Consider the following 21,321-nt stretch of genomic DNA (forward strand, 5'->3'; position numbering starts at 1 on the left):
GCAGTTTCGCGCCCATCGAGCGCCGTTTCGGGCGCGCGATCGCATCAGCCCGCGAGCGGCAGCACGCGGATGCGCAGCGTGGCCGTTTCGGTCGCGCCCGGCGCGAGCATACGCAGCCCGAGACCGTTGTGGATCGCGTCCGGCAGGCCGAGCCACGGTTCGACGCAGTAGAAGTCCGATTCCGGCTTTTCGGTCCAGGTCGTGACCGCGTACCACGGGATCGAGCCCGGTACGTCGAGCGCGATCTCGATCGTGCGGCGGCGGCCCGGCATCACGATGCGCACCGGCGTGGACGGCGCGCCGTCGAGGCAGTGGAAGCGGTCGAGGATGTCCGGATCATCGAGCGTGTAATGCGCGTCGCCGCGTTCGGGCGCGCTGATAGAGCCGTCGGCGTTCTGTGCGCAGCGGCGCGTGGGCGGTAGCTCGAGCGTGGTTTGCGCGCGTTCGCCGTGCGGCAGCGCGAAATAGAAATGGTGGCCCGCGTAGTAGGGCAGCGGCGTGTCGCCGCGGTTCGTCGTGGTGAGCGCGACCTCCAGCGTGTGTGCGTCGGCGAGCCGATAGGTCGTGTCGAAGCGGAAATCGAACGGGTAGCTCGCGTGCAGCGCTTCGTCGCTTTCCAGCGTCATCGTGAGTGCGGCGCCGTCGGCCGACGGGTGTGCCGCGAACGGCAGGTCGCGCGCGAAACCGTGCATCGGCAGGTCGCGGACCACGCCGGCGGCATCGCGCCAGCGGCCCAGTTCGCCGTCGACACGATGGCGGCCGAGGAACGGGAACAGCAGCGGATTGCCGCCGCGCACGCGCGCGAGGTTGCTCCAGTCGGCCGTTTCCGGCCAGAAGATGATCGGCTCGCCGCCGACGTGCCACGACAGCAGGCGGCCGCCGAATTGCGGGGCGACCCGAACGAGCGACGGGCCGGCGTGAAGTTCGTGAATGTCGTGCTGCTGGAAGATCGGCATGGCGAATCGGTATGAACGGGGTGGGCGGGGTGCGCGATGGCGCGCTCCATTATCGGGCCGCGAGGCGGTCGGGGAAAACCCTTCTCGGGAAATCGCGAGTTTTTCAGATTGTCAGCTGTCGGGATAATGCCTCTAAACCGGTGAGGTTGCCGGGTCATGACACTTCGAGGAGCGGCCATGGATCTGGCAATGGCAATGGGAATCGCACTGTTCGGCATGTTCACCGGCAGCACGGTATTATTTTTCTACCAGCTCGGCCGCTGACGGCAATTTCTGCCGGAATCGAAAGGCCCGCCATGCAAATGGCGGGCTTTTTGCTTTCCGTACGCTTACAAATTGCAAGCGTTTGTGTGCATTGCCGCAATAACCTGCCAAATGCCTTGGCGCGGTAATCCTGGCTGGGCATAATCGGGGCGCGTTTTTTCGGACGCGCACTGCGTCGTCCGCTTTTTCACCCGATTGCTCATCACTAAAAGGACCGACGCGTGAGTCTCTGGTTTCTGGTATTCCTGAGCGTCCTGCAGGGCGTCACCGAACTTTTCCCCGTCAGCAGTCTCGGCCACACGCTGCTCGTGCCAGCGTTGTTCGGCATGCACATCGACAAGCATGCGCCGCAGTTGCTGCCGTTCCTCGTCGCGCTGCACCTCGGCACCGCACTCGCGCTGCTGTGGTATTTCCGCGCGCGCTGGGTCGCGCTGATCAGCGGCTTCTTCGCGCAGCTCGGCGGCCGCAAGAACGACGACGGGCACCTGATGTGGGCGCTCATCATCGGCACGATCCCGACCGGGATCGTCGGCCTGCTGCTCGAGAAGCGCCTCGAGCGCGTGTTCCATGATCTGCGCATCGTCGCGGTCGCGCTGATCATCAACGGCGTGCTGCTGTGGGTCGGCGACCGCATTCAGCGCAGCCGTGCGCACCAGGCGCCCGAGAAGATGACGTTCAAGCAGGCGTTCTTCGTCGGCCTCGCGCAGATCGGCGCGCTGATTCCGGGTTTCTCGCGCAGCGGGCTGACGATGATCGCCGGCAATGTAGCCGGGCTGACGGCGGAGAAGGCGGCGGAGTTTTCATTCCTGCTCGGCACGCCGATCATCTTCGCCGCGGGCGTGCTCGAGTTGCCGAAACTCTTTCATGCGCGCGACGAGCTCATGGACGCGCTGCTCGGTGGCGTGCTGACGGCGATTGCCGCTTATCTGAGCGTGCGGTTTCTGATGCGCTATTTCGAAGGGCGCGGTCGGCTGGCTTCGTTCGGCGTGTATTGCGTGATCGCCGGCGTGTTTTTCCTCGGCTGGTTCATGATGCATCCGCAGCCGGTTTGACGGTTGCGGCGCCGGTCGCGCGTGATATGGCGCGATGATCGGGTATAATTTCGGGCTCGGCATCATGCCGGGCCCGTTTCGTTTCGGGGCTTTGAGTTCGTGGTTGTTGGCTGTGCTCGAAGCTTCGCGCGTCAAATGCGGTCCGGGTTTTTGTGGCCGTGTCTTGTTCCCTCGACCGCCCTTAGCTCAGTTGGATAGAGCAACGGCCTTCTAAGCCGTAGGTCACACGTTCGAATCGTGTAGGGCGGGCCAGTCAGATCAATGAATTACGCCGTTTTGCTCGTGTTCGATTTTCTGTTTGAGCCACTTGTGTAGGCATTTTGTTGTAGCGTCGTGCCCGTGCTGGCAACGTTTTGCTCCGTGTTGGCTGCACACCGTTACACCAACTGCGCGGCCCTTGTCACAGCGACTTCGGGGATGCCTCTCGGTGGAGCTAGCGAACTCGAACGAGCGGCGCGGGAGGCTCAGGCCCATTCGCAAGCATTCGGACCGACGTTTCCGACATACAATCTTCAACGAAGGTATCCCGCCGAACTGGCGCAATCGCGCCGGCCTTCTCTTTGGGATCGAAGTAGACCAATCTCCAAATAACGTCGTCATCGAAGTCCAAGTAGAAATCCGCGTTAGCCTCGCTCCAATTCTTCAGAAACTGCCCGCGCGCTCACCAGTGCAAGGCATAAGCCAACGGGTCGGCTTGAACGAGGCCGCTCAGACCAAGTTTCTGCCCATGCTCACCGTCTAGCAACCATACATAAGTCCACGTGGATGGACCGACGGATTGGCGTGCGTCAGCAGACGCTATCGGTGACATGGAACCTGGTTGGCTACATCGATGAGATATAACGCAACGCCGCCCGGACCGAACGGATATTGCTCATGAAACACAGAATTCAGTACGCGATTTCTACTGCACTGCTTGCCTTGGCGAGCCATTGCTTTGCTGTTGATGCGATCGACGGCGACGCGGCGAATCTCCTGGCGTCGTATTCCGCTAATCCCGGGGCTGGCGGCCCCGTGGGCTACCATGACCTTATCATGGGGAACAGTTACCACATGTATTTCACATTTCGGAGCGATGTGCCGAGTGCAAGCTATCGTAGGTGGACCGAAGACAAGCTGCGCCGCGAATTTCTTCCCCAGCTAGATCGCTACGCCTGCTCGGACACGCTCACCGCGGCACCTGGCGATGACTTGGCTTGGCCGGAATATCGCCGGAAGGGCGGCAACGTGGTCGTGCATATCCGTAGCCTTGCCGATCTTGATTATTCGATGGACGTTTCATTTCCTGGCCACCAGGATTTGTGTCACTAATCGCTGACCAGCAGTCGTCTCTTTTTTTGGGAACTGTCTCGCATCCGCGGAGAGGCTGCCGAATGGGCACGCCAACAGAGACAGTACTCAGATGAAACGCTATGTAATCCTAACGGACGACAAGGCAACATCCGCCGGTACGGTACAGGCTAAGGCCACGCTCTGCAGTGGAGCAATGTCCACGTTGCACATGAGAAAGATGGCGTTGTGTGCCAGCCTGCCATTCGACCGGACCGCCGGGTCAGTGCGGCGACAACATGCTCGCCACGCAACGAGCCGTCGACTTCAATGAACAGGCATTCCCGCGTGTAGTCCACGATCGTGAGCGTAGCGATCACGCAATTCATCGATCAACATGCGCCGACGCAACGTCGCGATCAAACCAGCCGATCACACAGCACGCCAACCCAACGCAACGCCGCCTGATTTCACAGACCCTTCGCATGGTTCGTCCCTGCAGCAGTCCTGCCGAATTTCCGGCGAGGCCGTCGCACATCCATTCCCGGGAGAACATCATGCGATATCCGTTGCAGTACTCCGACGCACGCGCGTCTGCGCCGCATCCATCTGACCTCGAACCCGCCCCGCACGCACCGGCACAGCGGCCGGACATCGAGGAGGTGTGAGCCATGAGCAACGAAGCACTTGACCCGCTGCTGCGGCAGTTCGCGGAAAAGCGATTGGGGCGGCCACTCGAGCCGGGCGAAGAACAGGCACTGCTGGAGCGGCTGCCGAGCAGGCACGCCAACCAGCCGGCGCCAACCGCCGGCACGGCCGCCACGCAGGCGTACGCCGCGAACCCGCCGCAGCCACAGCCGCAACCGAAAACCCGGCACGAGGCGCGCGAGCAGATCAAGCATTTCCTGCAGCTCAACCAGCAAAAGGCGTACGAGAAGATGCGCGGCATCCTGCAGACGATCGACGCGCAGAACGAGACGACCCTCGGCATGCTGGCGTCGGAACAGCGGAAGGTGTCCGGCGTACTCGACGCGCACGAGCCGCCGGCCGACGCTCAGGCATCCGGCGCGGCCGACATCCAGGACAGCACGCGCGAGGCAATGGCGATGATCGGCGAACAGCTGACGGGCCTCATCCGGCAGGAAATCGATGCGTGCTTCCGGCAATACGTCGATTTGCTCGCCGTACGGCTCGACGCGATATACGACCGCCTCCAAAGCATCGGCGCCGGTCCGACCGAATTGGCCGGATCGACCGCGCCGGATGCCGCCGCCACCGCGGTCGTTCACGACACCCCTGGCCCAGCGTCCATGTAGTAGCACGCGGGTCATGCGGCTGAACGCGAAAGACGGCCGGCCCCGATGTGCGACTTCTCAACTACGTGAACCAAGGAGCAACAAATGACTGAAAAGTGTCAAGTGTGCCAGGTCAATCCCGCGATTACCGACGCGGTCACACAGGTCAACGTCAAGGTGGTCGCCGAAGCGCCGGCAATGGCGATGGGCTCGCTGTACCAGGCCCAAAGTCATTCGCTCAGCATCCTGTTCGAGAACGCGGTGCAACAGCAATCGCAGGCCGCGATCCAGTCGCAGACGTCGACGAACGTGGGGACGATGCAGCTCTACACGATCGGGCCGGAAAGCGCGGGCGCGGCCGCCACGGAAATCGGCTCGAACGGGATCATCTCGCTGCTGGCCGACGTGATCGCGATCGGCAAGGCGGTGGCCCGTCCGTAAGGCGCCGTCGCAACACCGTGGTTGAGCGGCGGCGCAAGCGATACGAACCGCCAATGCCGCCGCCGCGCCGCGGATCCGCAGCACGGCCGCCGCCATCAGCGCAGCGGTGCCGTGTGGGGTTCCGGAGCAACTGACAGAACTGACAGAACGGGCAGAGCCGATTCGATGCGGCGCCCAATCGCAAACCAGGAGAAACTCGATGGGAAACGAAAACGATCCGACCACCGGCGACCCGGCAGACGCCTGCGACTGCAAGACCTGCGCGGTCAATGCCGCGATCACCGACGCGGTCACGCAGACCAACGTCAAGGTGGTGGGCGAAGCGCCCGCGATGGCGACGGGCTCGCTGTACCAGGCCCAGAGCCATTCGCTCAGCGTGCTGTTCGAAAACGCCGTGCAACAGCAGTCGCAGTCCGCAGTGCAACTGCCGACGTCGACGAACGTGGGGACGATGCAGCTCTACACGCTCGGGCCGGCGAGCGCGGGCGCCGCCGCGACGGAAATCGGCTCGAGCGGCGTGCTTGCCGTGCTGGCTGACGTACTCGCGATCGGCAAGGCGCTCGCCTGACGCGCAACCCGGCGTTGACGCCTGGCGGCAGCCGCGGTGGCTGCCGCCAGGCACCCGACGTCGTGCCGACGCCCGCGAAGGCCGCCGCCCGCGCCGCATCGACGGCCGCGCGGCGCGCTTCGCCGACCGACCCACTCATGCTTTCGCCGTGACCGCGTCGACTGCGCCGCTGCGGCGAGCAACAACAGGAGTAACGACATGCCGGAACAGGCCTCCGCTGCGATTGCCGATGCAGTCACGCAAGCCAACGTCAAGGTGGTGGGCGAAGCGCCCGCCGTGGCCTTGGGCACGCTCATGCAGTCGAACAGCCATGCGTCCGCGATCCTGCTTCACAACGCGGTGCAGATGCAGGCGAACCAGGCGGCGTCCAACCTCGCCGCCACGACCGTCGGCATCATGCAGCTCTATGCCGGCTCGCCGGTGGCGGCGGCTGCCGCGGCACGATCGTCGAACGACAGCTTCGTGTCGCAACTGGCCGCCGTCGCGCAGTTGATGAACGCGATCGGTCACTGGCGCAGCTGATCTGCACCGCGCGCCGCGCAACTCGGCGCGCAACCTCCTCGCGCCGCGGCGCCGCATATTCGTGCGCGCCGCGGCATCAATTGGCGTCGGCGATATACCGGAGCCGCTCCGGTTTCTCGATCGTCACACCGTGTTCGTGAAGCCGGATCAGGCCGTCGCGCTGCATCTTCTGCAGCGTGCCGTTCAGTCGCGGACGGCTGACGTTGAGCATCGCGGCCAGGATGCTCTGGTTCTCCGGCAGCGGCACCTCGAGGTCGTTCCCTTGCATGCGATTCAACAGATGGCGCGCAAGCCTTGCTTCGAGCCGGTACAGGCACGCCGACTCGACGAAGTCGCTCAGCTGGTGGATGTGCAGGCACAGCTGCTCGTAGATGCGCTCCATGAAATCAGCGTTGGCCCGCAGCGGTGCGAAGTGCTGGCGATGCAGCAGCGAAATGCGGCAGTCGTGGCTCAACTGCGCGGTGAAGCTGCGCCGGTGCGCGCGAAGGAGGGTGCTTTCACCGATGAGTTCGCCCGGCACCGAATGCCCGAGAATGATTTCGCGTCCGCCGGGTTCGTGCAGTGTCTTGTACACGCGGCCGCGGTGTACGAAGGCGACGAAATCTTCCGGATCGCCCTTGAAGAACAACATTCGGTTGCCGTGCTCGGGCCAGGGCATGAGATGCCGTTCGACGTGAGCGAGCAGGCTTTCCGGAAGATCGGTGAGTACCGGTATGTTGCGCAGCGTTTGAGCGTTAGCAAGGGCAGGCATGTTTTCCGTGCGAGGTTATTTGACGATGCGGCCACCTAGCGGAAAACGCTGCTGCTGGTACTGCGTGAAAAAAATAATGAAGATACCGAAATAATCGACGAGCAGTCCGGACGTGACGGCACTCTGGCGGCAATGACGCTCGGGCGATCGACCTCGATAGCGGCGTGCCGGCGCGCGAACGCGTCGCGACGCTAGTCGTTCTTTTTTCATCGCAATGCCATTATTTACGCCCGGCGGAGTGCCTGATACGACGGAACGGGCTACGCCCGTGGGTCAAAAATTTCCATTCATAATAATCAAGAAAATTGACCAAAACGATTATCTCAATAACGGTGTTACGCGGGTAACAGCGCCGTTCTCGGCATCAAATCGATTCTGTGTTTTCCATAAAAACGGAGGGCACGGAATGACAACCTCGAACCCACACGCCGGCCCGCCGGCCGCGTCACAGGCGCAGCAGCTCGATCGTACGTGGCGTGAAATGCAGGGGAAATTGCGGCGGCGCGCGCGCCTCTTGTGCAAGGGGGATATTTACCGTGCCGACGAACTGCTTTCGGATACCGCACTCAAGGTTCACATTTACCTGCAGCGTTCGCCCGAGCGTGTTCGGAATCTGGCCGGCTTTCTCTTTCTGGCGCTGAATCACGCATTCCTCTCTGGCGCGCGTCAGCGCCAGCGGGAAAACGGCATGCTCGAATACGACTCGAGCTGGGACGACGATCACATCGCCGAGCTGGCGGGCCACGCACCGTCGATGGAGCAGCAATTGGTGCTCCGACAGCAACTGCTGCGTCTCGACCAGGCGCTGTCGATGCTCCCGCAGCAGCAGCAAATGCTGTTCACGCTGAAGTTCGAGGAGGACATGCCCTATCCGCATATCGCGGCGACGCTCGGCATCAATGAGCCGCTTGCCAGAAAGCGCGTCGAGTTGCTGCGCAAGAAATTGCGCGACGGACTCGCTTGAGCGCGTTCACGAATGCGGGGACGCAGCGTTCCTAACGGCATACGCGGTGTCGATGGCCTGCCGGCCCGCCCGTTCCTTCAACCGCATGCCGGAGCCGAGATTCGAGGAGGCCTCGTGGCAGACAAAGTCAATGAGCAGGTTACCGACGCACTGACGCAGACCAATGTGAACGTCGTGGCCGGATCCCCGGCCCAGGCGCTGGGCACGCTTTACCAGATGTTCAGCCAGGCCGTCGGCATCTCCGCACAGAACATGACGCAGCAGCAGGCGGCGCTGAACCAGATTTCGAACGCCGTCGTGTCGAAAGCGGTGGCGATGATCCTGTCCGTCGAAGCATCGCCGAAGGCGGCATCGGGCGGCGCTTCGGGCGGCACGCCGCATGTCGCGACGGGCGGGCCGCAGACGGGTTCCACGCATTAGCACGCGCTGACTCTCGGGATACCTGAACCATGAATATGAAAGGCCTTTTGGGCGGGCGCGGCGACGACGCGCCGCAGACGCCGCGCGATGTCGAAGACGCCGCAGCCGAAGCCACGACGCCAGCCGATGTCGCGCCGGCCGCCGCGGCGTCGAAGGTCGGCGCGCGCGCGTGGCCGGTTAACCGGCTGCGCAGGTTCACCGATGCGCTGAAGGCGCCGAACCAGATCGCGGGTGGGGCCGGGCCAGGCGGCTCCGCGTTGCAGACCGTGCAGGCGATCAACGCGGAAGCGGCGTCCTACGCGACGACGCAGATCGCCGTCGGTCCGAACATGTTGATCACGCAGGCGGGCGGCATGGTTGCACAGGCGGCGGCCAACTACTTCGAGGCGTCGACGTCGCTGGCGATCGCGGGCAAGAGCGTGCTGATGAAGGATCTCGCGCAGAAGACCATCGACGAGAACGTGTCCGGGATGGCGATGGATGCGATGGGCCTGCTGTTGACGGACCTGTTCGTCGCGACCGCGGCGCTCGTCGCGGGTGCCGCGGAAGCGATCGAAGGGGAGGCCGCGAGCGTCGCGCTCGACAAGATCGACGAGAGCCTGCAGAAGTATCAGGCGCTGTTGGACAAGAAGGGTGCGTAGTGCGAGGCGTTGCGGCGGAATTCCCTGACGAATCAGGACGAAGGCGAGCGGATTTCCAACCTGCCGATCCTCGGGCACAAGCGGAGAAACAATGAGTACACCGACAGATTAAGAAATCGACACCGCGTGCTGCGCCGGGATCGCCTGCACGCATGACGAGGGAGAAGCAACCCCCATCGGCCGCGACAGGCCGATCCATTGCCGAGTTGAAGACGAACGTCCCGGGCAATCATGCCCGTGAAAGCAGGTCGATTGACGTCGGTGTGCGCAGCGACAAAGAATCAATCGACGCGATCCGCCGGGCCGTCAGGCCGGATGCGGGAAGTGAGCAGCGGGACCGACGCACGTCCGTTTTCCCGAACACGTCGCGGCTCCGCCACCAGCAGTCCCATCGAGTCATGCGAGGAACCCATGCCCTACATCATTCAGAACGTACAAGGTCCCGCGCCGCTGTCGGTTGGCGAGCGCATCTGGGGAGATGCGACGGAAATCGATTTCGGCGCGATGACGAGCTGCATCGCGCTCGTCGAGCAGACGCCGGGCCAACCGGCGTTGGTACGCGGGATCCATCTGTCGATCGTCAGCTCAGACGGCACGCCGGTCTACGATCCGGCGTCGAACGTGGCCGGACAGGTCGGCGCGATCATGCAGCCGAATGGCAACCTGCGTGCGTGCCTCGGGCGCATCGACGTCTGGCAGGCCAGTGAGTCGCAACCGCTGCGGGATTTCTTCGCGGGGCTGATGCAGAGCCTCGACATGACGACCTGGGTTCCGTTGCCGGACGGCAACCTGCGGGTGCGGTTCAACGGCGGTGTGATCCAGTATCGGGAGGGCACCGGCGCGTGGATCGACGTGTAGGCGGCACGATCCGTTGAAGCCGGCACCCGCCACGCGAGTGGGCACCGGCTAATGCCATTCAGGTGATCGTAGCGAAAACGTCAGGAAACGACATCCGCGAGTCGCACGCTCACGTCTGCGTTCGTAAATCGAATATGCAGGTCATCGGTGTCCACTTCAGACCGGCTGGTGTCCACGGCGTGGGGGCCTGGAATGTCCACATCACGTCTTCCCAAGCACGAACCGTCGGATTTGCTTCCGCGGCTTTGGCCATGCGTTCGGCATCGAACACCGCGTCATCGGTGTCCATCACCATCGTCATGCGCGTGCCGAGGCGGAAAATTTCCATACCGCGTACCCCATGCTCGCGTAGATGCCGTAACACTTCGGGCCATACGGCACGGTGATGCTCCTCATAGCGAGCGATCAGATCCGGATCGTCTTTCAGATCCAGTGCGAGACAGTAACGCATGGTGACCTCATGTTGGAAAGCGCTCGGAGAGCGTGAGTCGTCGACTGCTCAGGATCACCTATCAACGGGTAACGAAATACGTGCCGCACGTTTGCCCGATCGTCGCGGAATGCCGGATAGTACGGTCACGGCCGCTTGTGATCCCGAATGCGGCACCGTCGCGTCGGGTGGCGCACATGCTGCGGCAAGGCGCCGTTGCAGGTCGATGATCGCGGGCAGTTGAAAGTCGTGGACATCGGGCACGGCGCCGCCTTGACGTCGACAGACCTGAGCCGCAATGTCCAGCGCGTGCGAGCGCATGTCGATCAGGAGCGAGAGCGCCTCATCGAGCAGATCTTGTTGCTGCGCCGATAGCCGCAATTCGCTTGTGCGATCGCGCGGCGCCGATTGGGGCGGGTTCATGTCCATGGGTGACGATTTCCGGAGATGAGTGGGAGCAGGGCGGGGTATCACATGATCGGGCCGCGCAGCCACGGCACGAACTCGCGGTCGCCCATGCCGTTCTGCTCGCTGCAGGTGCGTGCGCCCGAGGCGACGTCCAGCATCAACCGGAATAGCCGCGCCCCTGCCTGTCCGACGGAAAGCGAGCCGTCGACGATCGCGCCGCCATTGAAATCCATATCCGAGCGCATCCGCTCGAACAGTCCGGTGGTCGTTGCCAGCTTGATGGTGGGAACCGGCTTGGAGCCAAACACTGAGCCGCGCCCCGTCGTAAAGCACACCAGATTGGCGCCTCCGGCGATCTGTCCGGTTGCGGATACCGGGTCATAGCCGGGCGTGTCCATGAAGACCAGGCCCGATTCAGATACACGGTCGGCATAGTCATAGACGGCGTTGAGCGTGCTGCTGCCGCCTTTCGAAACCGCGCCCAGCGACTTTTCGAGAATGGTCGTGATGCCGCCGGCCTTGTTGCCGGGCGAAGGGTTGTTGTTCATATCGCCGCCCGATTCGCCCGCATACCGTTCCCACCAGCGCAGCTTGTCGAGGAGCCGCTCGGCTACGACGTTAGACGCGCGTGCGGTCAGCAAATGTTCGGCGCCGTAGATCTCCGGTGTCTCGGAAAGGATGGCGGTGCCACCGTGGCGAACGAGCAGATCAACGGCTGCCCCGAGCGCGGGATTCGCGGTGATCCCCGAGTAGCCGTCGGAGCCGCCGCATTGCAGGCCCACCTTCAGCCGCGCGGCGGGAACTTCGGTACGCCGCATGCGATCGGCCACCGTCAGCATTTCCCGCACAATCGCGATGCCGCGCGCCACGGTTTCGCGCACGCCGCCTTCATCCTGGACGACAAGAGTCCTGACCGGGGTAGCGTGCGTTGTGTCAACGGACGTTGCAAGGTCACCGACCTGGTTCACTTCGCAACCGAGGCCCACCAGCAGCACGGCCGCGAAGTTCGGATTGCACGCGTAGCCGGTCAGCGTGCGGCGAAGTACGGCGATGCCGTCTCCGGTTGCGGACATCCCGCAGCCGCTCTGGTGCGTGATCGCAACCACGCCGTCCACCCTTTCGAACGGGGCCATCGCGTCGCCCTTGAAGGCGTCCGCAATCGCATGACAGACGCTGGCGGAACAGTTGACGCTGGCGATTACCCCAATGTAGTTGCGTGTGCCAACCTGTCCGTCCGCGCGCACAAAACCCTGAAACGTTTCCAATCGGTCTGCTGGTGCGAGCGCGTGCCCGGCATCGACGTGCGCGGGACGATGCGCGTGATGCTCGGGCATGCCGACGTTGTGAACGTGAACATGCTCGCCCGGCGCAATATCATTCAGCGCGACACCGATCGTTTGCCGGTACTTGATCACCGGGCTGCCTCGCACGATGCGACAGGTCGCTATCTTGTGACCCGCCGGAATGGACGTCGTAACGGTGGTCGCCAGGCCACTCACTTCAATTGTCGTGCCGGCCCCGAGCGTTCTCAATGCCACCGCTACGTTGTCGTCGCCATGAAGCATGACGACCATCCGATCATTCATGATGCATTTGCCTTTTTGGTTGAGGATGTCACGCCATGCCGCGCGAGCGTATCGCGTAGCCGCGTCTGATCAGGCGTAACTCCGAGCGAATCGGCCAGTTCGATCAGCGGCAGAATCCGCCGCCGGACTTTTTCTACATGGTTGCCGGCAATGTCCGCGATGTGATGGTCGAGATACGGATTGAGAAACCGTTCGCGCACGTTTGCAACGTACTGACCTGCGCGAACGCGCATTCCGAGCGCATCGAAGACGGGCAAGACTTCCTCGCCCCAGACGGCCTCGATTCCCTCGCGCAGCGTCGTGTCGTTCATCGCGTCGAACACGGTCTGCGCGCTGCTGCGGCGCTGCACGAGCCACTGGTCGGCGAGCCAGGTATGCCCGACGTTCAGAAAGAACAGCTTGAGCCGCTCATGGCTGAGCAGGTCGTCGGTCACGACGATATGTTCGTGCGTGCACGGCAGCTCCATGCCCGGATGTCGTTCGATGGCCCAGAGCGCGTAGGGCTCGGCCACGGCGCCCACCGGTTCGATCGGTTCGGACACGATCCGGTCGACCAGTGAGTTGACCCAGATGCATCGTTGCGACAGGTACGTGACGAAGGGCGCGGGCAGCGCCCATTGTTCAGCGAGGCCGATGACCAGCGCGCGTAGCGTGTCGCCATTGCGTGCGACGAGTTCGCACGGAAAGATCGACACGCCCGCACCGGGCAGTGCGCGCCAACGTGCATGCAGCAGCGTGAGCAGCTTGGCGGGGAAGCTGTGCGGGACATGACTCTCCCGCGCGAGCAGGGCCGGCGAATCGCGCTCGTCGAGACGATAGCCGGCGTCGCCGGTGTTCGACACAATCACGCGAACGTCATGCGCCATCGCATGCCGGATCATCGCCCAGTCGCGATCGGCGATCCACGCGGCGCGCACGGCGCGGCAGTGGACGACCGTATCCACGATCGCACCGTGTTCCCTGCCGCGGATCTTCACCGGATAACTGCCTGACTGGGCCAAAGCGGCGATGCGCGCATGGCTTGCCGGGTTGTCGGTGGTCTGCACCATGCGGATCCCGCCGATCGCGTCGCCGCGCTCCAGCGCCTGGGATACGAACAGCGCGACATGGGCCTGGAGAAACCGGCTGGTGCCAAACTGAAGAATCGGTTCACTCATCTCGAACGGTTCCCGCGAATTCGGTCAGCACTCGACCAGCGCCTTGACGACGGTCTGCCCGGGCTCCATCAGTTTCGGGAACTCGACGGGTACGTCCGACAGGCTCATCCGATGCGTATTGAGCGCCTTGTCCGGAATGTGGCCGGCGCGCATCGCGTCGAGGACCGTCTCGAAGTCTTCGGCGGTGGCGTTGCGGCTGCCGAGCAGGGTCGCTTCGCGCTTGTGAAACTCCGGATCGGAGAACGTAATCTCGCCCGGGACAATCGAAATCAGCACGTACTTGCCGCCGTGGGCAATGAACTCGAAACCGCGATTCATGGCCTTGACGTTACCCGTCGCATCGAACACCACGTCGAAGAACTCGCCGTTGGTCATCGTCGACAATTCGTCGACGTCGTTCGGCCCGATCTGCACCGTCGAAACGGCGAAGTGCTCGCGGCAGAACGCAAGGCGATCGGCGCGTGTGTCCAGACAGGTGACGTGTGCGCCTCTCAGCTTGGCGAACAGCATCGCCGCCATGCCGATCGGCCCCGCACCCACCACGAGGATCCTTTGGCCTGCGGACACGGCAGCACGCCGCACCGCGTGCGCGCCGATGGCCAGGAATTCGATCATTGCCGCCTGGTCCAGCGTGACCCCTTCGGCCTTGTGCACGAACTGTGCGGGCACCGACAGATATTCGGTCAATGCGCCGTCACGATGCACGCCGAGCACCTTGATGTTGACGCAGCAGTTGGTCTTGCCCTGTCGGCACGCGATGCACTGTCCGCACGACAGGTAGGGCATCACGTAGACCGCGTCTCCAGGCGCGACATGCGCGCCGGGATCGGCCTCGGCCACGATGGCGGACAGTTCATGGCCCATGACGCGCGGATATTGCAGGTAGGGTTGATTGCCCGAATAGATGTGCATGTCGGTGCCGCAAATACCGACTCGCTGCACGCGCAACAATATCTCGCCATCGGCGCGGGAAGGCGGAGCGCGATCTTCGTGGCGCAGTACGCCGGGCGATTCGCAAATGATGCTGAGCATGGTGACGTCCTCGTTATTGAGCGTGTTGATCGCCGGACGGCTGATCGATTCTGTAGAAGTGGCATGCATTGCCGCCGAAAACGCGCGCACGGGCGTCGGCCCCGAGGAAGCGGTCGCAGCATTGTTCGCACCACGCGAGCCAGGCCCCGTAGTCACCAAAATGGCCGGCAAGCCGGGAGACGGGCCAGTCACTGCCCCAGATCAGCCGGGACGCGCCGAACCACTCGCAGACGGCGCGCACGTACGGCTCGACGCGGAGAAGATCGGGATGCGGGCCGGCCTCCGTCCACAGTCCGGAGAGCTTGCAGTGCACGTTCGGATGCGCGGCGAGTTCGCTCATCGCGACGTGCCACGCTTCACTTCGGCCCGATGCGATCGGCGGCTTGGCAGCGTGATCGATGACGATGCGCAGGCGAGGGTAGCGGCGCGCGAACGCGAGCAGCGCGGGCAGATGGCGTGGCGTGACGAGTGCGTCGAACGCGAGGTCGTGCGCGAGCATGGCGTCGATGGCCGGCTCGAGAACCGGATCGTCGATCCAGTCGTCATCGGCAAGATCCTGCAGCATCGGACGAATGCCACGGAATTTCGGCTCACGGGCGAGCGACTCGATATCGGCCGGCGCATCCGTCGATTTGAGGTCCACCCATCCGACGACAGCCGACACGAAGCTCGTCCGGGATGCAACGTCGAGCAGATAGCGCGTGTCTTCCTCAGTCGGTAGCGACTGGACAAGGACGGTCCGCTGCACACCGGACCGCGCAAGCAGCGGTTCGAGATCCTGCGGACTGAAGTCCCGATAGATGGCATCCAGCGTTTGCGGGGGCCAATAGCCGTCGCGACTGGCCATCTGCCAGAAGTGCTGATGAGCGTCGATCGGGAACATCATGCGCACACCTCCGGAACCGGCGCGGCTGCGGCGATCAGCCCATCGCGTTGCAACGCAGTCCAGAGTTCCGGCGGGAGCGGCGTGTCGAGCCAGGCGATGTTCTTCTGCAACTGCTCGATACTGCGCGCCCCGACCACGCAGGACACGACGGCGGGGTGCGCCAGCGGAAACTGAAGTGCGGCCGCGGCAAGCGGTACCCCGAAGTCGGTACATACATCGGCGAGACGCGCGACCTTTCGGACCACTTCGTCCGGCGCATCCGCATAGTTGAACTTGCCGTTTCCGACCAGCACGCCCGAGTTAAACACGCCTCCTGCGACGATCCGGACATCGTTGCGCATGCATCTATCGAGCAAGGGCGCCAGCCCCTCCTGTTCGAGCAGCGTGTAGCGACCCGCGAGGAGCACGACGTCGAGATCCGCTTCCTCCATCGCGTCGACGGCGACTTCCCACTCGTTGACGCCGAGTCCGATGGCGGACACGGCATGGGCATCACGCAACTCCGCGAGCGCCCGGAATCCGCCTCCGCGGGTCAGCTGTTCCCAGTAGTGGGCATGCCGATCGCCGTGCGTGGCGGCGCCGATGTCGTGAACATAGAGGATGTCGATCGTCCGCATGCCGAGACGTTGCTGACTATCCTCGTACGAACGCATGATGCCGTCGAACGTGTAGTCGAAGTGAGGCCGGAAGGGCAACGGCTCCGCCCAACCGTCGTCGCCGGCCAGAACCGTATCGTCGGGCCGCATGAGGCGCCCGACCTTGGTGCTCAGTACATAGCGGTCGCGCGCCCGCGCCTGCAGCGATTGTCCGACGCGCCGCTCCGACAGCGTATAGCCGTAGAACGGCGCGGTGTCGAAATAGCGGATGCCGGCATCCCACGCCCAGTCGACGAGCGCATGGGCCTCGGCGGTCGACATTGACTTGTAGAGGCCGCCCAGTTGCGAGCAACCGAAGCCCAGTGTGCTCATGACCAATCCGCTACGGGGTAGCGCGTGCGTTGCAATGGCTTTCATGGCGTGTGTCTGAATGGAGGAGGTGCCGACGGGCGGCCCGGCAGAGAGCCGCCGCGACGGCGCGTTCGTCAGTACAGGACGTTCTTCGCTGCGGGCGAGTCGAGATTCTGCTTTTCGACCATCAGCACGCCTGTGTCCACCTGCTTGGACACCGGCTTGCGCTCGACCACGTTGACGAGGGTCTCGATGCCCTTGTAGCCCATCTGATACGAGCTCTGAACGGCGATGGCCTGAATCGTGCCGTCTCGAACAAATCCTTGGAGGTCCTGATTGCCGTCGAAGCCGATCGCCACGACCTTGCCGCCTTTGCCCGACTGCTGCAGCGCGCGTCCCATCCCTACGGCGGTCGGTTCGTTGGCGCCGAAAATGCCCTTGAGGTCGGGGTTCGCCGACAGGACGTCGGTCGTCTGATTCAGCGCATTCGCCATCTGCGACTGCGAATAGAACGGCCCCACCACCTGCAGCTTCGAATGCGCGGCGATGTACTTGCGGAATCCGCCGACGCGGCCGACTTCCGAACCGGCACCCGGCACGTACGACATGACCGCGACCTTGCCGGTCTGCCCGACCCGGTCGATCATCGCCTTCGCGCAGAGCTCACCGGCTTTCGCGTTGTCGGTCGACAGGAACGACTGGTAGTACTGCTTGCCGGCATCGGATACGGTCGAGTCGATCAACACCACCGGAATATGCGCTTCCCATGCTTTCTTCATGGCCGGCACGAGTGCATCCGGATCGGACGGCGCGAGGACGATGCCGGCGACATGCCGGTTCACCGCGTTCTCGACCATGTTGACTTCGTCGGCGATCGCCGATTCCGCGGCGGGGCCCTGGAATGTCATCGTGTATCCCTTCGCATTGGCCATGGCGGCGGTGGCGCCTTTCTGCACGTTCTGCCAGTAGTTGGAATTGGCCGTCTTCACGATCACGGCAATTTCGCCTCCGGCGGCCTGCGCATGCGCGCCGAACATCGCGCACAAGATTGCCGCCGCTGCCAGTACGGATAGTTTTTTCATGTCTCGCTCCTTGTTGGTGGTTGGAACTTCGTCTTGTGATTACAACTTCCGGTTGCGGAGTTGGTCGATCCACACGGTGCCGAGAATGACGACGCCGATGATGATCTGCTGGATGAAGCTCGACACGCCGTTCATGTTCAGGCCGTTGCGCAGCACGCCGATCACGAATGCGCCGATGGCGGTGCCGGAGATCGTGCCGACGCCGCCCATCAGCGACGTGCCGCCAATCACGGCGCTGGCGATGGCGTCGAGTTCGTACATCACGCCTTCGTTCGGCTGGGCCGTGACGAGACGCGACATCAGTACGCAGCCCGTGGCGCCGGCGAGCAATCCGGACAGGACGTAGGTAAACAGCTTGACGCCTTGCACGTTCACGCCGGACAGACGTGCCGCTTCCGCGTTCGATCCGACCGCGTAGATGTGGCGGCCCAGTGACGTTCGCGACAGCAGCACCGAGACCGCCACGAACAGGGCCACCATGATGACGACCGGGTACGGAATGCCGGGAAAGATCGTGTCGGGAAAGCCGTCGGCCCCGATGTGCGAGATCTTGAAGAGGGCGCCGTTGCCGAGTTCGCCGAACGCGTCGCCGAGCCCCGACACGGGTCGGGCGCCGGTGATCTGCAACGCGAGCCCGCGGGCGACCAGCATCATCCCGAGGGTGGCGATGAACGGCGGCAGCCCCATGTGCGTGACGCAGATCCCGTTGACCCAACCGCATGCAGCGCCGACCAGCATGCCGCCCAGCATCGCGACGGGGACCGGAATGCCGGCCTTGACGAGCAGCGCGGCGGCGACGCCAGCCAGCGCCAGGACCGATCCGACCGACAGATCGATGCCGCCCGTAATGATGACGCACGTCGCGGCCACGCCGAGATACGCGATCGACGTCACCTGAAGCGAGACGGTCATCAAGTTGCCGACGGAGAAGAATGCGGCGCTGGTCAGCGAAAACGCGACGATCAGCACGACCAGGCTGCCCAGCGCGGCAAATTTCTGGATCAGGTCGCGGCGTCGCTGCCGGGCCTGTTTATCGATGGCCGGCGTGCGGCCCGATGTGATGTCAAGCATGACTTCTTCCTGATGCATGATGCAAGATCTCCTCCTGATTGGTCTTTCCGGTTTCAAGAACCGCGGTGATACGTCCTTCGTGAAACACGGCAATGCGATCGGTCATGCCGAGCAACTCGGGCAGTTCCGAACTGATCAGGACGACACCGACGCCGTCCGCCGCGAGGCGGTCCATCAGCCCGTAAATCGCGTATTTCGCGCCGACGTCGATGCCGCGCGTCGGCTCGTCGAAAAAGAGGATGCGCGAGCCGCGGTATAGCCATTTGCTGATGACGATCTTTTGCTGGTTCCCGCCGGACAGGTTCCGCGCGATCTGTGCGACCGTCGGTGTGCGGATGCCCAGTTCGCGCACGTAACGCTCGGCGATAGCCGTTTCCTCGGCGAAACGCAGGAAGCCGCGTGACGAGATCGCCGCGACGTTGGCCAGCGTGATGTTTGCGGCGACCGGCATCGCCAGCGCGAGGCCGTCCTTTTTCCGGTCTTCGGACAGGTAGGCAATCCCGTGACGAATGGCTTCGCGCGGGGAGCCGATCGCGACAGGCGTATCGCCCAGCAGGATGGAGCCGGCATCGGGCCGCTCCGCGCCGAAGATCGCGCGGGCGACTTCGGTGCGTCCCGCGCCCATCAGGCCTGCGAAGCCGAGAATTTCGCCCTTGCGGAGTTCGAACGACACGGGGCCGAACGTGCCGGTTCGTTGCAGGTCGCGTACCTTCAGCAGCACGTGATCGGTGGGCGTGGATCGACGCGGCGGGTAGGCATCGTCGAGTGGACGGCCCACCATGCGGGCGACGATCTCGTTCACCGACGTCGATGCAAAATCGCTCGTGGCAATGTGGCGACCATCACGCAGCACCGTGACGCGATCCACGATTTCGGCCATCTCGTCGAGTCGATGCGAGATGTAAAGGATGGCGACGCCTTCGCTGCGAAGCTCCTTGATGATGCGAAACAGCTGGACCGTTTCCGATTCGGTCAGCGACGAGGTGGGTTCATCCATGATGAGCACGCGCGCGTCGAGTGACAGCGCCTTCGCAATTTCCACCATCTGCTGCTGCGCAATCGAGAGCGCGCCGACCAGCGTCGTAGGCGACACGTTCAAGCCGATTCGTTGCAGACACAACTGCGCGGCGTGGTTCAGCGTGCGGTAGTCGACGAACGGGCCGCGCTTGGGCTCGCGCGCCAGGTAGATGTTCTCCGCCACCGACAAGTGGGGCACCAGGTTCAGCTCCTGATGAATGATCGCGATGCCTGCGGCTTGTGCGTCGGTGGCGGACGAAAACTGCACGGGCGCCCCGTCGTAGAGGACGACGCCGTCGTCCGCGCGGTATTGCCCGCTGATGATTTTCATCAGCGTCGACTTGCCCGCGCCGTTCTCGCCGCAGACGGCGTGGACTTCTCCGGCCCGGAGATCCAGATCGATGCCGTCGAGCGCCACGACGCCGGGGAAACGCTTGCCCACGCCCTGCAGCTGCAGGATGGTTCGAGCAGTCGGCCCGCCGCGCGAAAGGGGTGGCGATTGCCGCAAGTCGGCAGGGGTCATGCGTGTCTCCGTAGGTCACTGGCGCAGTCGTCGAGCGGCAACTGGCCAGTCCAGTTGCAATGAATTCGAATGTGTGGCGCTCATCTGGTCAAGCCAATTGTGATTATGTTGAAGTGACCATACCAATGGTGTTAACCCTCATTTCGGGTAGATCCCATGCTGGTAGGGGGTTTCGTGGCCATGGTAGACTCCGCGTGAACGCGAAGCTCCGGCCATCTCGGTCGACCATTTTTCGGATCATGAAGCAGACAGAACCCAAGCGGCTTTACCAATCCGTGGCCGCGCAAATCCTCGCATTGATCCGTCAGGGCGGCATTCCCGCCGGTGGGCGACTGCCGCCCGAGCGAGAGCTCGCGACGACGCTCGGGGTCTCGCGCCCGTCGTTGCGCGAAGCGTTGATCGCCCTCGAAATCGGCGGGCAGATCGAGATACGTCTGGGCTCCGGGGTCTACGTTCGCGATCCTGGCGAGAGCGACGGTGGCGGGGTGCCCGCGTTGGGAGAGAGCCCATCGGAGCTGATGCAGGCACGCGGTGCCATAGAGGGTTCGGTGATCGTGCTGGCCACGGCGCGATTCTCGGCGGCTACGCTGGACCGATTGCGTCGCACGGTCGAGCGCATGAAGCGGCTCGCCGTCGCGGGAAAATCGCCCGTCGATGCGGACCGGCAGTTTCATATGCTCATTGCGGAGGTGGCAGGCAACTCCGTGTTGAGCCGCTTCGTGGGCGAGTTGTTCGATAGCCGACACGATCCGATTGCCGCCGCGATTCGCGGACATTCGGAAAGCCCGGAAACGTGGGCCGCCGCGGTGCGGGAGCACGAGCAGATCCTGAAGGCGTTGCAAGCGGGCGATCCGATCGCGGCGCAAACCGCGATGCGCGCCCATCTTCAAGCGTCGGAGGAGCGCTGGATCGGCGGCGCATTGCAGCACGGGATGGCGCCCTGACGGCGCCGATACCGGTCCCGCGAAATCCCTGACGCCCGGCCCACGCAGGCATGCGCGACATGCCGATACGCGTGCATCCATCTCGCGTTCGGCAGTTTCGCGGAATTCCCCTGTCGCCCCCGCAAACCGCCCCGTTCTGACGACAAACCGCAATTCGTCTGATAATACGCACGGCGATCCCACGCGAACGAGCAGTCGCGCGAATCCCGCCGAACCGTTGCACAGGCAACCAGGCGG

General features: G+C 63.6%; 25 protein-coding genes and 1 tRNA gene. 13 read left to right on the forward strand and 13 right to left on the reverse strand.

The features are described from left to right. Window positions 1–44: 44 nt before the first annotated feature. Window positions 45–956 (reverse strand): aldose epimerase, encoded by a 912-nt coding sequence (locus tag LMA02_RS06180; protein ID WP_228907289.1) that lies wholly within the window; start codon window positions 954–956, stop codon window positions 45–47. Between the two features lie 156 nt (window positions 957–1,112). Here LMA02_RS06180 and LMA02_RS06185 point away from each other — a divergent pair, with 156 nt between their 5' ends. The 8 genes from LMA02_RS06185 (at window position 1,113) to LMA02_RS06220 (ending at window position 6,367) form a co-directional block, all read left to right on the forward strand. Continuing rightward, a complete protein-coding gene (locus LMA02_RS06185; RefSeq protein WP_006750334.1) occupies window positions 1,113–1,220 on the forward strand; it encodes a hypothetical protein in 108 nt (35 codons plus the stop codon). 221 nt (window positions 1,221–1,441) lie between these two features. Then, a complete protein-coding gene (locus LMA02_RS06190; protein WP_228907290.1) occupies window positions 1,442–2,272 on the forward strand; it encodes an undecaprenyl-diphosphate phosphatase in 831 nt (276 codons plus the stop codon). 175 nt (window positions 2,273–2,447) lie between these two features. Then, window positions 2,448–2,524: transfer RNA gene (locus LMA02_RS06195), tRNA-Arg, on the forward strand. Between the two features lie 624 nt (window positions 2,525–3,148). Next, window positions 3,149–3,583, forward strand: a complete 435-nt coding sequence (locus LMA02_RS06200) for a hypothetical protein (RefSeq protein WP_228907291.1) — start codon at window positions 3,149–3,151, stop codon at window positions 3,581–3,583. 629 nt (window positions 3,584–4,212) lie between these two features. Further along, on the forward strand, window positions 4,213–4,857 hold the full coding sequence (locus LMA02_RS06205) for a hypothetical protein (protein ID WP_228907292.1): 645 nt from the start codon (window positions 4,213–4,215) through the stop codon (window positions 4,855–4,857). Window positions 4,858–4,941: 84 nt separating this feature from the next. After that, complete coding sequence (locus LMA02_RS06210; RefSeq protein ID WP_006750338.1) at window positions 4,942–5,277, forward strand: RebB family R body protein; 336 nt, start codon at window positions 4,942–4,944, stop codon at window positions 5,275–5,277. Between the two features lie 199 nt (window positions 5,278–5,476). Next, window positions 5,477–5,845 carry a RebB family R body protein gene (locus tag LMA02_RS06215; protein ID WP_228907293.1) on the forward strand — a complete coding sequence of 123 codons (369 nt, stop codon included), beginning with the start codon at window positions 5,477–5,479 and terminating at the stop codon, window positions 5,843–5,845. Between the two features lie 198 nt (window positions 5,846–6,043). After that, window positions 6,044–6,367, forward strand: coding sequence for a RebB family R body protein (locus tag LMA02_RS06220; protein WP_126227514.1), 324 nt, complete (start codon window positions 6,044–6,046; stop codon window positions 6,365–6,367). A 76-nt stretch (window positions 6,368–6,443) separates the two neighbouring features. On the opposite strand, the gene LMA02_RS06225 is transcribed toward LMA02_RS06220, so the two are convergent. Continuing rightward, a complete protein-coding gene (locus LMA02_RS06225; protein ID WP_228907294.1) occupies window positions 6,444–7,118 on the reverse strand; it encodes a Crp/Fnr family transcriptional regulator in 675 nt (224 codons plus the stop codon). A 15-nt stretch (window positions 7,119–7,133) separates the two neighbouring features. Next, window positions 7,134–7,328, reverse strand: coding sequence for a hypothetical protein (locus tag LMA02_RS06230; protein WP_228907295.1), 195 nt, complete (start codon window positions 7,326–7,328; stop codon window positions 7,134–7,136). A 196-nt stretch (window positions 7,329–7,524) separates the two neighbouring features. Between LMA02_RS06230 and LMA02_RS06235 the strand changes: the two genes are divergently transcribed. The 4 genes from LMA02_RS06235 to LMA02_RS06250 all read left to right on the forward strand — a co-directional run bounded on the left by LMA02_RS06235 (window position 7,525) and on the right by LMA02_RS06250 (window position 10,001). Further along, window positions 7,525–8,082, forward strand: a complete 558-nt coding sequence (locus LMA02_RS06235) for an RNA polymerase sigma factor (RefSeq protein WP_228907296.1) — start codon at window positions 7,525–7,527, stop codon at window positions 8,080–8,082. A 114-nt stretch (window positions 8,083–8,196) separates the two neighbouring features. Next, window positions 8,197–8,502: a RebB family R body protein gene (locus LMA02_RS06240; RefSeq protein ID WP_228907297.1), complete on the forward strand. Its 306-nt coding sequence runs from the start codon at window positions 8,197–8,199 to the stop codon at window positions 8,500–8,502. Window positions 8,503–8,531: 29 nt separating this feature from the next. Next, window positions 8,532–9,143, forward strand: coding sequence for a hypothetical protein (locus tag LMA02_RS06245; RefSeq protein ID WP_228907298.1), 612 nt, complete (start codon window positions 8,532–8,534; stop codon window positions 9,141–9,143). Between the two features lie 411 nt (window positions 9,144–9,554). Beyond that, window positions 9,555–10,001 carry a hypothetical protein gene (locus LMA02_RS06250; protein WP_228907299.1) on the forward strand — a complete coding sequence of 149 codons (447 nt, stop codon included), beginning with the start codon at window positions 9,555–9,557 and terminating at the stop codon, window positions 9,999–10,001. Window positions 10,002–10,110: 109 nt separating this feature from the next. Here the strand turns inward: LMA02_RS06250 and LMA02_RS06255 are convergent, their stop codons facing one another. The 10 genes from LMA02_RS06255 to LMA02_RS06300 all read right to left on the reverse strand — a co-directional run bounded on the left by LMA02_RS06255 (window position 10,111) and on the right by LMA02_RS06300 (window position 20,140). Further along, window positions 10,111–10,452 carry an L-rhamnose mutarotase gene (locus LMA02_RS06255; protein ID WP_228907300.1) on the reverse strand — a complete coding sequence of 114 codons (342 nt, stop codon included), beginning with the start codon at window positions 10,450–10,452 and terminating at the stop codon, window positions 10,111–10,113. A 54-nt stretch (window positions 10,453–10,506) separates the two neighbouring features. Further along, the gene (locus tag LMA02_RS06260; protein WP_228907301.1) at window positions 10,507–10,860 is read right to left on the reverse strand and encodes a hypothetical protein; all 354 of its coding nucleotides are present in this window, start codon (window positions 10,858–10,860) and stop codon (window positions 10,507–10,509) included. A 41-nt stretch (window positions 10,861–10,901) separates the two neighbouring features. After that, window positions 10,902–12,425 (reverse strand): UxaA family hydrolase, encoded by a 1,524-nt coding sequence (locus LMA02_RS06265; protein ID WP_228907302.1) that lies wholly within the window; start codon window positions 12,423–12,425, stop codon window positions 10,902–10,904. Next, window positions 12,422–13,582 (reverse strand): mannitol dehydrogenase family protein, encoded by a 1,161-nt coding sequence (locus tag LMA02_RS06270; RefSeq protein WP_228907303.1) that lies wholly within the window; start codon window positions 13,580–13,582, stop codon window positions 12,422–12,424. Before LMA02_RS06270 ends, LMA02_RS06265 begins: the two co-directional genes overlap by 4 nt. 24 nt (window positions 13,583–13,606) lie before the next feature. Then, window positions 13,607–14,614 carry a zinc-binding alcohol dehydrogenase family protein gene (locus LMA02_RS06275; protein ID WP_228907304.1) on the reverse strand — a complete coding sequence of 336 codons (1,008 nt, stop codon included), beginning with the start codon at window positions 14,612–14,614 and terminating at the stop codon, window positions 13,607–13,609. A 13-nt stretch (window positions 14,615–14,627) separates the two neighbouring features. Beyond that, window positions 14,628–15,500: an amidohydrolase family protein gene (locus LMA02_RS06280; RefSeq protein ID WP_228907305.1), complete on the reverse strand. Its 873-nt coding sequence runs from the start codon at window positions 15,498–15,500 to the stop codon at window positions 14,628–14,630. Continuing rightward, window positions 15,497–16,513 carry an aldo/keto reductase gene (locus tag LMA02_RS06285; protein ID WP_416378659.1) on the reverse strand — a complete coding sequence of 339 codons (1,017 nt, stop codon included), beginning with the start codon at window positions 16,511–16,513 and terminating at the stop codon, window positions 15,497–15,499. The genes LMA02_RS06280 and LMA02_RS06285 overlap by 4 nt, the downstream gene beginning before the upstream one ends. Window positions 16,514–16,581: 68 nt before the next feature. Next, window positions 16,582–17,529: an ABC transporter substrate-binding protein gene (locus LMA02_RS06290; RefSeq protein ID WP_105833268.1), complete on the reverse strand. Its 948-nt coding sequence runs from the start codon at window positions 17,527–17,529 to the stop codon at window positions 16,582–16,584. 39 nt (window positions 17,530–17,568) lie between these two features. Beyond that, a complete protein-coding gene (locus tag LMA02_RS06295; RefSeq protein ID WP_228907307.1) occupies window positions 17,569–18,600 on the reverse strand; it encodes an ABC transporter permease in 1,032 nt (343 codons plus the stop codon). Beyond that, the gene (locus LMA02_RS06300) at window positions 18,593–20,140 is read right to left on the reverse strand and encodes a sugar ABC transporter ATP-binding protein (protein WP_228907308.1); all 1,548 of its coding nucleotides are present in this window, start codon (window positions 20,138–20,140) and stop codon (window positions 18,593–18,595) included. The genes LMA02_RS06295 and LMA02_RS06300 overlap by 8 nt, the downstream gene beginning before the upstream one ends. Window positions 20,141–20,379: 239 nt before the next feature. On the opposite strand from LMA02_RS06300, the gene LMA02_RS06305 reads away from it, so the two are divergent. After that, window positions 20,380–21,084 carry a FadR/GntR family transcriptional regulator gene (locus LMA02_RS06305; protein ID WP_228907309.1) on the forward strand — a complete coding sequence of 235 codons (705 nt, stop codon included), beginning with the start codon at window positions 20,380–20,382 and terminating at the stop codon, window positions 21,082–21,084. Window positions 21,085–21,321: the final 237 nt, after the last annotated feature.

Origin of the sequence: Burkholderia sp. B21-005 (assembly GCF_020843965.1) — a bacterium.
GTDB classification, from domain to species: Bacteria; Pseudomonadota; Gammaproteobacteria; order Burkholderiales; family Burkholderiaceae; genus Burkholderia; species Burkholderia ambifaria.